Genomic DNA, 12,318 nt, shown 5'->3' with positions numbered 1-12,318 from the left:
ATTGAAGGTCTCCCCGTCCTGAACGCAAGCACATCTGAAGCAGCAGGTCGGCGCCGAAAACTACTTTTAAGTGCCGTTTCTGAAGTTGAGTGAGTCTGGTGTACTGACTTACGATGAAATTGAAAAAAGGGTCAAGTAGCTTCAAAAGTCGCCTATCGCAATTTTGGCGTTGCTATGATTTTACTCATGAAAGATGTATTATAGCCGAAAATAATATTGGAACGGAAAGTCCAAATGCAAACCAAAAGTATCGAAATTAGCTCTCTTTTACTTGATCTTGATAATTCCAGATTTCCTGACTCTCCCGATTCACAGCGTGACGCTATAGTTAAGATGGTTGAGTTGCAAGGTGAAAAGCTCGTCAACTTAGCCCGAGATATCATTGCTCATGGAATGGACCCCTCAGAAAGGTTAATTGTACTAAAAGAAGGTGAAAGTAATTTTGTGGTCGCAGAAGGTAACCGTAGGGTGACGACTCTCAAGTTGCTCAATCAGCCAGATATTATTAGTGAAAACAAAATAACTAAAAAAATTAAAGGTCTTCTTAAGACAAACCCTTCCATTCCCAAAGAAGTTGATTGCGTCGTATATGAAAATGAGGAAGAGTTTGAGCATTGGATAAACTTGAAGCATACCGGCGAAAATCAAGGCATAGGTAGAGTCCGCTGGACTGGTCAAGAAAGTGACCGGCATCGAGCAAAACATGGTGAGACTTCGTTAGGTTTTCAATTCCTTAGTTTCCTTCACGTAGAGAAGGAAGTTCCACCAAGTATTAGTGGGAATTCGAAGAAGCTAAAAATTACTAATATAAACCGTCTGTTAGGTGACCCAGATTTCAGAAAGAGCCTTGGTCTTGAAGTTGTGTCGGGCGGAATTCTTTATTGCAATGAGCGCAAACAGGAGTTTATCAGAAAAGTATTGCTTGTCTTAGAGTGCATGTTAGAGGTAGATGAGAAAGGTAAAACTTTATTTACAGTTGATAGAATCAAGAAAAAGCAGGATAGGGAAGATTTTATTAACCAGCTTGGGTTAGCACCATCGGAACAAAAGCTGTCTCGATTGTGGAAAGTTGCAGAGCCGCAAACCTTTGTAGAGCCGAGCACAAAGGAATCAAATAATAGCCCGTCAAGCGCAGAGGGAGCAAAAGGAAACGATGCTGTGGTTGATGAAAGAGGCAATGAAAGCTCTCCTACAGAAGGCAGCAAACCGAGTTCGGATGGCAGTGGATCCGGTGCAAATGAAAGTGGTACAGGAAACAAAGGGCAAGCGAAGTCAGTAAAACCAAACCCCAATAGAGATAACCTCGTACCAGCAAACGTTAAGTTAAAAATCTCAGATAAAAAATGTTCCGGGATTTTTAAGGAGCTAAAAAGCAATCTTCGGCATGATGTGCAGCCCAATAGTATCGCGGTATTAATCCGTGTGTTTTTGGATTTATCAGTCTCGTTCTACATAGAACAGAACAAAATTCAGTTGGAAAATAATAAGACAGGATTGCATGACAAAGTTGTAAAGGTTACGAACCGCTTAGTCGAGCTAAAAAAACTCTCAAAAAAGCAATGCACTGCTATTCAAGCTGTGTCATCGGATACATTGAAAAGTAAGGGCTCTTTACAACAATATGTACATAACAATCATATGTTTCCTGACAAGCTATCGATTAATAACACTTGGGATAACTTTGAACCCCTATTCCTCGGCATTTGGAGTTAATAATTTTAATGGCCAACTTGAAAGAGGGCTGTTAGAATCTAGGAAAAGGGGGAGTTCTATGAAGTTTTTTACACCACTGAGGTATCCAGGGGGGAAAGGGAAGCTTTCTTACTATGTTAAATCGATAATTGAAAGTAATAACCTTTTGGATGGGCACTATGTCGAGCCCTTTGCTGGAGGGGCAGGCGTGGCCTTGGAGCTGCTGTTTCACGAGTACGTAAATCAAATTCATATCAATGATCTGGATCCTGCTGTTTATGCGTTTTGGTTTGCGTGTGTGAATAAGACTGAAGAGCTATGTAAGCTTATCTCTGATACGCCAGTGACGATAGGCACTTGGGAAAGGCAAAGAAAACTCCTTAGGAATGAGGATAATAGTGTTGAGCCGCTAGAGCTCGCTTTTGCCACATTTTTCTTAAATCGGACTAATAGATCAGGAATATTAAAAGCAGGGGTGATTGGCGGTCGAGCCCAAGCAGGTAAATGGAAGTTAGATGTTAGATTTAACAAAGAGGATTTGATCAAGCGAATCGAAATGATTGCAAACTATAGAAACAGAATTAACATCTATAACTTTGATACTGTTGATTTACTGAATACGTTGCCACAAACACTTCCCCAAAATACGCTTATATACCTAGATCCACCCTATTATGTAAAAGGTCAAGGGTTATACCGTAACTTCTACGAACACAAAGATCACGTAGAAATCAAAAATATTTTGGACACAATTACGGAAATCCCTTGGATTGTTTCGTATGATAATGCGGAACAAATCAGCAATATTTATTCCGACTACAGAACAAAGGTTTTTGATCTTCAATATACTGCTCAGACTAAGCGTGTCGCATCGGAAATCATGATTTTTTCTGACTCAGTCAATATTCCGGATACTCAGCTAGGTAAAAGATCTGCATAACTAGTTTTGGTTAGTGCATGAAGCTATTTCTACTTAGTTTGAAGCTTTATTAATTAAAAAAGCTTCGATCTCGGAGCTTGTTTTTATTACTTCCCTGCATTTTTGTGGATGAGTCTCTAAGACTGCTCCAAGTCTCGATTGAAAAAGCCACTTCAAAAAGCACCGCTATCCAAATTAAGATCAAGAACTGACGGATTGCATATTGAAGCTAAATAGCGTGGTAATGTTCTGCATATCTATTCAGCCTTGCAGACCAATACCGAGGTTACTAAGGGAGGGAAGAAGCCCTAACTATAGCGCTGTTAGGGCAAGGGTAGGAGGCATCATGGTGTACGACTAACCTTTGTTCGTTGATGTTTCATCAGGTGTACAGAAAGCGGTGCTTGGGATATTAATGTCTCCATTCACCAATTGATCCCCAATATCGATAAAGCCATTGATTGTATCATCATTCATCCCCTTCAAGTCGTCAAAGATCGAGCGAAGCTGGGAGGCCGTAACTCCTGCTTTCTTAGCCCTCGACAATTGATTATGACCGGTAATCAGACGAGCGGTACCGAAAGATAACTTTTCAAGTTGGTTGAGTTTATCGTTTAAAGGCATTTTGTTATTCCTCTGTGTGTTAGTGAATTTTCATCATACCGATTCATTTTCAGCAAGAATATCCACTAAAAAATCGCTTCAAAATATAGTGAATATTCTTATTTAGTGAGTGTGTTAGACTTTGTGAATCAGATTGAAGGGAGCGAGGGTCACAATGAATCACAAACGTGAAGGTGAAAAAGAGCATGAAAGAATGGTATTTGCGGAGTTAGTGAACTTTATAGGGCTTGAAGTGTATCGGGCAGCGGTCCTAACCCAGTATCCCGATGAATACAACCGCATACTCAGCTTGAATAATGAAGTAGTACTCGCACTTAAAGCGTTGCACTGTGATGAAGTGCACAATAACCTTGATGACTTAACCTGGATCATAGTTAATTCTATTGTACTAGGGCAGCCCCTCGAAGAACTGGAAGAACAAATCAATTATGTAGCCAATCAAATCTATCCAGATGAGATTCTCGATGAGGACATTGATCTTAAGGCTCATCTTCAGGAAGAAACTAAACAGGTTCTACAAGTTGCAAAAATGCTTCACGATTCTCATGCAAGTTGGTGCACCGACATTTGCCATAGGTGTATGCCCGCCGGACTTATCTCTGAGCTAAACCTTAAAGAAGTTATCGCCTATGTTGACTCTAAAGCATACATACTGCGAGAAGAAAAGGTTGATGAGGGTACGAGCAATATAGATATAACTCCACCACCATTCAGGTCAATCTCGATGTTTGGCGATAAGCCCAAATATTGCATTCATAGTCAAAAAACAGATCTTGTGCCTATTCCAGAAGCATCCTTGTTTAATCGCTATATGAGAGCGGTCTCCTCTCCCAAAGAGAAACTGAAATGTAGTAACACTCAATATCAAGCATTGTGTCTCATTGCTCAGATAGACAAGAAGGTGACCCATGTTGAATTTACACAATCGTTGAATGTAAAAATTGATCTTAGTTCTCCGATGAGTAAGCGTGAATTGGAACTGCTAATGAGTGCACTTCATCATAAAATTGAGCGTCACCAAACCAAAAATAGAACCTCTGCGCTATTGTTGGCCGAGAACTTAGAGGAAGTCGATCAAGCGAATCGAAATATAGATTTAGGCACATTCGATTTAGCAAACTATATGGACTTAACTAAATATCAAATCCTAGGTGTGTCATCGTTTACTGATGTGAAAAGAGCCTTGCTTGGGCTCATGGCTTGGCATGAGCATTTCATTAAGACAGGGGATGATCACAGCCTCATATACGAGAAGGCAAATCACCATCAATACGATTCTTTTGAAGCAGTGACAGAGCAGTTTATCGACGAAAATACTGGCGAGGTTAAAAAGGGTTATGGCCTCAATACAATCAAGAAGGGATATAATGTTATTAGTGTGGCGATTCAACGAGAACTAATTAATCAACGTTATGGTAGGTATCAAGAGCGTAAGTTAAGCTCTGAGCGAAAAAAAGCATTGGAAAACTCGCCAGTTATCCCTGCTTCTGATTTACATGATAATGATAAACAGATGGTTAATGATCGGTTAGGTAGGCTGGCATCACGAGGGTATGAAGGGGAGATCAAGCAGCATGAAGATGGATCGATCTGGGTAGTTCCTTTAAGGAAATAGCTCTAGTTCCAATTGCTTGCCATCCGTTGAGGTGACGTTCGTGAACTTTAATCGCAATTTGGGAAACAACGAAACTCAGAATTGTCCATGTGTGAGCTAGTACAGATAAGTATGATTCTTTAATACTCAGTGATTGTCTTTAATACGGCTGAACATCGAGCCAAGATGATACTTTATTGTTCTTTGAACAAAGTTTAGTCCATACAGAGTGGCGCTTCATAGACGATTTAGTATGAAACTTTATTACTCACCCACAACTAGAAAAGGCGCGAAAGCGCCTTATGTGCACGTTAAATAATGAGTGAAATAGTCTTTAATGTGCGCAAATTTTAAGTTCACTGCAGTTATAGAGTGAGAACCCAAACGGTCACATTTAGTGTCCGTTTTAAATTAAATTTTTAAAATATTATCTTTTGCTTAGTCTAACCCATTCAGGCTCATCCAAGCCAACGCGTGATAGACCAGAGCTATAATCATCTACGATTCTTTGAGCATATAGCTCTTTTAGTTCAAATAAATACTCAAAACTTTCTAATCTATCTTCCTTTTGATGAAACTGTTTGAATATGAGAGTACCTTGATCTCTTTCCGCTCTGACCGAGCCATCATCAGATGCTAAAAACTTAATTGTTTTTAAGTCGTAAGTCTTACGATTCAAGTACAGTTTTTCACCATTTGGTGTAATGAAATCAAATGGCCTGTTATTCTCAACTAAATCCAAAGATATGAACAGGAACCTTCGTATATCACCATTCGCAATTCTCACAGAATCACAACGCTGTTGGATACAAACGAAATACTTACCATCATGTGTGCTTTTTACGACTGTACCTAGACTAAGAAAAGGAATATATCCTTCGCTGTGAATTAAGTTTTTGTGTTGACACAGTTTTGCATACTCTTGGTGTGAGCCATTTCCTTGAGAGTCAGAGAAAATATCGAAAGCGTAGGCTTTGTAGTTTTTCTCAACATTCTTTCTAGACAAGTTTTCTAAATCAGCTAGAGCATCCACAAATTTTTCTTGAACATCATTACATGAACTTAATAAATCGAGAGCTGTAGCTACAGGTACTGCGAAAGTTGAATCTTCAAATTGACCCGCATTAGACCTTTTGCGTTGTTCTTGAGCTTGTAAGTTGTCTTCTAGCCATGTGTTAATAAGCTCTGTATCAAGTAAGCTATTTGCGTCATTAGCACGTAATATTGATACAAATGTATCGCCTATGAGGTCAACTAATAGTTCATTTGCGTCATGGTTGTTAATTAATAGAGACTGATTTGCCAGATATGCGTAATCAAGGTTTTTTGAGAAGATATTTATAATTTGAAAACTATTTTCTCTTATAGCTGTCAAAGCTTTTAAAGCAAAGTTTGATAACAAGCCGTTGGTCATTTTTGCGAATTCAGAGTTAATGAATTCAGGAAGTTCTTCATAATTAACTGACTTTTCTCTTAGCTCTGGGGCGTGTTGTCCACGGTTATTTCCACCATTAGACTTAGCTCGAACTAATATTTTACAACTATGAGAATTAATGCTGCATTCGTCATTTTGATTGATCGAAAACCCGCCAATACCTGCGCCCTGTAAGCTTTGTAATATACTATTTGCTATTTCCTGCAGTTCAGGGTTTCCAGTGTAAATGACAATTAACTTTAAGCTATTTTGACTGCACTTTGATTCCAATAACTTATTAATTATTTGCTTTGTGTAATGACCATTCGGATCGTTAACTTCTGCGTCATCTTCATCATCGAGCTCATCATTATCATCTAGATCAATTGTAATTCGCCAATCAAGAACAACTACATCCGCTTTTTGAGCTATTTCTGTAAAAAGGTGTATGTCATTCTCAATTTCTGGTTGGAAAACAGAACAAACTTTCTTGTTTTGAGCAAACGACTTAACTACTGATTTCACATCAAAGTCATGATTTATATCTGCTTGATCAGTTGTGCCGTACGCTTTGTCGTCAAGAAATACTACTGTCTGTAGGAATTCATTTGCAATTTCGTTAGATTTATCCCTGAAACTCATTATTCTTAGTCCATTTTAGCTATTTTAAACGTTACTGTTGCGTTCTTTCTTGGCTCAACTAATAACAACTTGTAACCCGCAGTTTCTAGAACTTCATTACTTATATGCAGGCCCATACCTCTTCCATTTTCTTTTCGACTGAATCCTAATTGAAAAATTTTGTTTTTGTCTTGTTGAGGGATTTCTAACCCATTGTTTGAAACATACACTGACCCATCTTCTTCAGCGTGGAGTCTAATAGTTTTATTAGAAATGCCACTTTCATTTAACCAATGGATAGCATTGTCAATTAAGTTAACAAACACTGGATAAAAAGAAGAGCGGTAGCCATTTATGCTGCCTTTTGCAAAGCCGTTTGTATGATTAAAAGCGATTTCATGTCGCGCAAATCTACTGCCAAATAAGTCTTTTAGAAAAGCTTTTATTTCGAGCAGTTTTATGTTCTCGGATTTGCGTGAAAGTCTTCTGTTTAGTGGCGTAAACAAATTCAAGTATCCATCGAGGTGCTCGAAATTGATTTTTATATTCTTGTAAACACCTTCTAAGTCTTGATTTACATCAGACCAGGCCTTTAAATCTTTCAAGCTAGAGCGAACAGATCTTACTGTGCTGTTAAACTCATGATGAATAATACTTACAGCTAAGCCTAATTGACTTAATTCTACATCCGCATGGATTTTTTCTTTAAGCTCTTCTAATTCTTCGCCTAAAGCACTCGTTATTTGCTCGTTTGTTATATAATTATTATCTTCATCTTTTTCCCAATAGATACCTTCTAGTTGCCTAATTATGGTATCTAATATATTTGTATTTCTCTCACTTACTGAGGTTATTTCATCCGATAACTCTTTTCGTTTTGCAACTAAATCAATATCAGCTTCATTATCAATTGATATAGTTTTAAATCTATCTTTTACTTGTCTAATTTGGTCGTCTAGGTCTACCATCAGCTCTGTAGTTAGCTCTTTTACTCTTTTTGTTATCTCATTGGCTGACTCTGTGGCTGTATTCTTCTTAAGAGCATTGATTGCTTTTGCTTCTTGCGAAATAAAATCAACAGCTTTTTCTAAACGCTTTCTTTTACTGATAGATATTTGTAACTTCTTAACTGTTTCATCAACTAGTTCATCAATTTTTTTTATTGTTTTTGAGAATAAATTTTCTTCTAATAAATCAAATTCACTGAGATAAGCTTCATAGTCTGATTTTAGTTCGCCTCTCACAAGGAAACCTCTTGGTGTTGGAACAATAATAGACTTTCTGTAATCATTAAGCTTTTGTCTGGTTTCTGATTCAGTATCTATTATCTTTTGACTAGCCAGATCATGATCTTTAATAGAATATATAGTATTAAACCCTTGAGCAGCTTCTGTAAAAATAGTTCCAACTTCTTGTTCAATAAGACCTGCTTGGTTATCAGAGAAAAATTTATTTAAGGCTTTTTCAAATCGCTCTTTTTTCGCTCTAGCCCTCTTATTCTGCTTTTCTAGGGCTTTATGCGAAGCCTCTATTTCTGCTCTTTTGTTAGCCCACACCTCTGCTTTAGGGCTTGCATTTATGTCTTCTCTGAAAAAGTCTGTTGCAAGCTGAGTGAGGAAGTTCATGAGTATATTTCTGAATTGACGGTACGCTTTATCTTCAATGAAACCTTCTCGACCAGCTTTTTCCTTAAGCTTAAAGTTATCTTCCTGTTTTAGGTTAATGACACCGAACATTCTGCGATAAGAAAAAAATGCCGAACCTGCATGTTTTGACCTTCTTTTTTCAACGTCTAGATAATCAACATCAGAATTGCCATATGGAAGAATACGTATATTATCCTTGTATACATATAGGCCTCCAAATTTATCCGCTTTTGCAATGATCCTAGCGAAATCCTCGTTATTCAAGATAGTTTGATTCTTTTTCCCTTGAACATAGGCTAGGTTTATTTCAAAGGGGCCACAGCTAGTTTTGTTAAAGTTATTGCCGGTCCAGTTTACTATGTGCTCGTATGTTTTTTCTTGGTAAACCTTAATCGTGCCTTTGAATTGTCCAAATTCATCGAAGTGACCTTTGAAGTGGTGGTCGGCAACTTCGAAGTCATCAACAGTGAAGAATTGCTCTTTGTCTATAACATCGACATAAGTACCGTCATTTGCTCTGTAATCTCTAAAAACGATATCTAAAATCGGTTTCGGGTGTTCAGGGGTCATTGTATTGTGAAAACCCATGAGCATTTTTTCAATTTTAGTGGCTTCTTTACCTGTAGAAGAGCCATCTAAATCAAATTTCAGTGTTTCGTCGACAGGAGACACAAAAAAATAGGTTCCACTAGACTGATGACCAGTAAGATTATTGCTGCGGTTTAGTTTATGGTGTAGGTCAGATGGCTCAGCTTTAAACGCTTTTACTGTTGAGGCTATATTATTATATTCAGCATCAGTGATATCGTCTTGTGCTAGAAGCTTATCTAAAGACCCTATCAATTCCTCCTTCATTGAATCTATTGTTGATTTATTTGGCAGCTCTGAAAGAGTTCGAATCGGAATAACAATGTCTTCTAAATTCAGACCTGGCAGCTCAAAAATTTGCCAGTTTATTAGGGCGGCAGTGATCACTCCCTGATTCTTAGCTTTCGTAACTATTAATACTTGTTTACCAATTGAAGCAATAGCTAAGCGTCCTATGCCTTTTTCTCCCATTGCAACCCGCTTAGGTTTAGAAGGATCAGTTGGTGGTGGACTTGACTTTCTGTGTATCACTTTGGATTCAGTTCCAAGTGTAAGCCAGCGCGTTTCGAAGTCCTCTTTTGACATCCCTACGCCATCATCTCTCAACACAAAAAGATCATCTATTCTGAAATAGTCAATATCAACATTATCGGCATATGCATCATGAGCGTTTTTAAGTAACTCATTTATTGCCGTCGGTATACCCGCTATTTGCTGCCTGCCTAATAAATCTAGTGCTCTTGCTCTTGTTTTAAAGTTTGCCATTGCTGTTCTCTATGATCGCTAAAGCGATTCTCCTTGAATATTCAGGTGGGACTGCATTTCCTATTTGTCTGGCTATTGTTTCCATACTGGAACCATGAAATTCAAAAGACTTAGGAAAAGATTGTAACGTCGCTCCCTCTCTCAGTGATAATGCTCTGTTCTCATCAGGGTGTACAAACCTGCCATTAGACACACTGTAAAATTTTGTAGTTATTGTAGGAGATGGCTTGTCCCACCATAAGCGACCAAAAGTATCTTTGAAAGAGTTATCCTTACCAATGAAGCATGGTAATTGCAAATCGGGATCGTCTGCAAAGCCAAGTCTATCACCACCATCTTTGCTTACCTTCTTTAATCTCCTTAACGTAACTGGGGTAACGTTTGCAACAGAGTGTTTGAAGCTTGACTTATCTATATTCCCAGCTTCAACTTTTGGAAAACCATTAGACTCTCCTAGTACGTCAGACACCGTTAGTTTTCTGCTAGCTTTGATAGGAGACACTTCTTCGTTTCCTATTCTGCTGGCAATCAACGTGAACCGCTTTCTGTTTTGCGGAACGCCAAAGTCATGGGTATTGTGAATTTCAAAGTGAACAATGTAATTGTGTGCTTTTAGCCAGTCAATAAAGGCTTCTAAACCACTTTCTTTTTTTCTTCGAAGAACGCCGGGGACATTTTCTACAACCACGTAACCTGGCATTAAATACTGCACAAATCTAGAGAACTCTTTGAGCAAGCTTTTAGATTGCTCTGATCTTTTTTTGTCGGTATTGATGATGCTCCAGTATTGACAAGGGCTACATCCAATCAGAATTAAATTATCATCATTACGCTGTACGTGTAATTCTTCTACTAGTTTATGTTCACTAAGCTCAAAGACATCACAATTTATAAACTTTGCACCTTGTATATTTGCTAGGTATGTATCTTGGCAAGATTTTTCGCTGTCAATACCGGCTATGACTCTAACACCTGCCGCCTGCATACCGTAACTCATTCCACCTCCACCGCAAAAGAAGTCAATTGCTTTCAAATGACTAGGTGCTTGAATACAATTATCATCCATTAAATTTTTTCCACTTCTAAACCGGCTTTTTTTAATCTATGAATTAAGTTCCTCATTTTGCTGAACTCAGTTCCATAGCTGGGCTTTAACTCGACATATTCACAAAACTCTTTCGCAGTTATATCTTCCAGCTGATCGGCGTACTTGAGCATTTGAAGGTGCAGTTCTGTCATATACTGATTACGAGGTGCACCAGCAAGAGCTTTTTTGATTGATACGAAAATTTGTGGTTTCATCGTAAACTGAATTTTTGCTTGTATTTAGCAAATTTAGCAAATTTAGCAAATTTAGCAAATTTAGCAAATTAAGTAAATCTATGATATTAAATAAGATGCTTTGATTTTTTAGAGTGAAAAATTCAATTGAAAGAGTATGATTTTTTTCTGTTAACGCTTCTAAACTTAGAGGGAAGAAACTATTGATATTCACTCTACTCATCCTTCCCCAAAATAAAATCAATACAGGGGCAGTTAAAGTCTTCGCCGAACATGAGGTGAAGGTGATAAATCTGCTCAATGGTCATCACGGACCTGCCTGATTCGAAGTTGCTGATGGTGGATTGGTCCACATTCAGTTTGGCTGCCAGTTGGGCCTGAGAGAGTTTGTGATCGCGCCTTAGGTTGCGCAGGTTTGCCTGTAGCGCTCTTAGCATGCGGTTGACCTTCTGGTTCCTGATGTGGTTGTTGTTTTTCATTGTTTCCTTTTCCTTTTGAATCAACCGGTTTAGTAAAATAGTGGCGCTTTATGATTTAAAGGTATGCTACCGGAATGTGAGTCCAATAGGTTTGACAATATACTTTTAATTTACTTATCATTATCATTATCATTATCATTTGTGGTTATTTAGATTGGGCACCTTTGTGCTGCGCGTAAGCGAGGTAAAAAAACCAAGGATAGAAAATTGACTCTCGATTCAAAACATCTGGTTCAGCAGCTAAGGCTCTCTGGGCCTTACAGTGTGGTACAGTTTGCAAAAAAATTGGGTGTATCAAAGCAGACTGTGTATAACTGGGAGAGTGGGAAAACAGCACCAGACTTGCCTCAGCTTATCAGAATGTACGTAGTTTGCGGGCTAAATCCTCGGTCGCTTTTGCCTCAGAAGAAACAGCAAGGAGAGGTTAAAGAAGACCCTGAAATTTCTGAATGAGACACTTCTTTCACAGCAGTTCACTTGTTACACTCGAAGCGTTATTTAACTCAACAATTAGGGAATAATATGAAAAATACGATTAAAAAAAAGCACTTAAAAACATTGAATGCACATAGTTTAGCTGCCGTGGCTGGGGCTAGTGGTGTCTCTGGTGGTGGCGGTCAGGTAGACCCTAAAGCTGCACCTATCGACCCTGCTTTTCTGAAAGGGCAAAAAAAGTCTAACTAATTTCCTGGATT

11 protein-coding genes are annotated in these 12,318 nt (G+C 38.3%); 5 read left to right on the top strand and 6 right to left on the bottom strand.

Annotated elements, in window-relative coordinates:
- Window positions 1-234 precede the first annotated feature (234 nt).
- Together C3B51_RS02095 and C3B51_RS02090 are read left to right on the top strand one after the other, a co-directional pair.
- On the top strand, window positions 235-1,713 hold the full coding sequence (locus C3B51_RS02095; RefSeq protein ID WP_130243999.1) for a hypothetical protein: 1,479 nt from the start codon (window positions 235-237) through the stop codon (window positions 1,711-1,713).
- A gap of 58 nt (window positions 1,714-1,771) precedes the next feature.
- Entirely contained in the window at window positions 1,772-2,632 is an 861-nt protein-coding gene (locus C3B51_RS02090; protein ID WP_130243998.1) for a DNA adenine methylase, read from the top strand.
- Window positions 2,633-2,968: 336 nt separating this feature from the next.
- Here C3B51_RS02090 and C3B51_RS02085 read toward each other — a convergent pair whose 3' ends face one another.
- Entirely contained in the window at window positions 2,969-3,235 is a 267-nt protein-coding gene (locus tag C3B51_RS02085; RefSeq protein ID WP_130243997.1) for a hypothetical protein, read from the bottom strand.
- A gap of 154 nt (window positions 3,236-3,389) precedes the next feature.
- On the opposite strand from C3B51_RS02085, the gene C3B51_RS02080 reads away from it, so the two are divergent.
- Window positions 3,390-4,850 carry a hypothetical protein gene (locus C3B51_RS02080; RefSeq protein ID WP_130243996.1) on the top strand — a complete coding sequence of 487 codons (1,461 nt, stop codon included), beginning with the start codon at window positions 3,390-3,392 and terminating at the stop codon, window positions 4,848-4,850.
- Window positions 4,851-5,256: 406 nt separating this feature from the next.
- Here C3B51_RS02080 and C3B51_RS02075 read toward each other — a convergent pair whose 3' ends face one another.
- The 5 genes from C3B51_RS02075 to C3B51_RS02055 all read right to left on the bottom strand — a co-directional run bounded on the left by C3B51_RS02075 (window position 5,257) and on the right by C3B51_RS02055 (window position 11,623).
- Window positions 5,257-6,885: a response regulator receiver domain gene (locus C3B51_RS02075; RefSeq protein WP_130243995.1), complete on the bottom strand. Its 1,629-nt coding sequence runs from the start codon at window positions 6,883-6,885 to the stop codon at window positions 5,257-5,259.
- A 5-nt stretch (window positions 6,886-6,890) separates the two neighbouring features.
- Window positions 6,891-9,863 carry an ATP-binding protein gene (locus C3B51_RS02070; protein ID WP_130243994.1) on the bottom strand — a complete coding sequence of 991 codons (2,973 nt, stop codon included), beginning with the start codon at window positions 9,861-9,863 and terminating at the stop codon, window positions 6,891-6,893.
- Window positions 9,850-10,929, bottom strand: coding sequence for a DNA cytosine methyltransferase (locus tag C3B51_RS02065; protein ID WP_130243993.1), 1,080 nt, complete (start codon window positions 10,927-10,929; stop codon window positions 9,850-9,852). The genes C3B51_RS02070 and C3B51_RS02065 overlap by 14 nt, the downstream gene beginning before the upstream one ends.
- Entirely contained in the window at window positions 10,929-11,165 is a 237-nt protein-coding gene (locus C3B51_RS02060) for an HTH-like domain-containing protein (protein WP_130243992.1), read from the bottom strand. Before C3B51_RS02060 ends, C3B51_RS02065 begins: the two co-directional genes overlap by 1 nt.
- Before the next feature lie 194 nt (window positions 11,166-11,359).
- Entirely contained in the window at window positions 11,360-11,623 is a 264-nt protein-coding gene (locus tag C3B51_RS02055) for a helix-turn-helix domain-containing protein (protein WP_130243991.1), read from the bottom strand.
- A 207-nt stretch (window positions 11,624-11,830) separates the two neighbouring features.
- On the opposite strand from C3B51_RS02055, the gene C3B51_RS02050 reads away from it, so the two are divergent.
- Both C3B51_RS02050 and C3B51_RS23495 read left to right on the top strand, forming a co-directional pair.
- Entirely contained in the window at window positions 11,831-12,076 is a 246-nt protein-coding gene (locus tag C3B51_RS02050; protein WP_130243990.1) for a helix-turn-helix transcriptional regulator, read from the top strand.
- Window positions 12,077-12,145: 69 nt separating this feature from the next.
- Entirely contained in the window at window positions 12,146-12,307 is a 162-nt protein-coding gene (locus tag C3B51_RS23495; RefSeq protein WP_165389098.1) for a hypothetical protein, read from the top strand.
- The last annotated feature ends 11 nt before the right edge of the window (window positions 12,308-12,318 follow it).

It is taken from the genome of Pseudoalteromonas rubra, from assembly GCF_004212645.1.
GTDB classification, from domain to species: Bacteria; Pseudomonadota; Gammaproteobacteria; order Enterobacterales; family Alteromonadaceae; genus Pseudoalteromonas; species Pseudoalteromonas rubra_G.
This window is presented reverse-complemented; position numbering and strand designations above follow the sequence as displayed.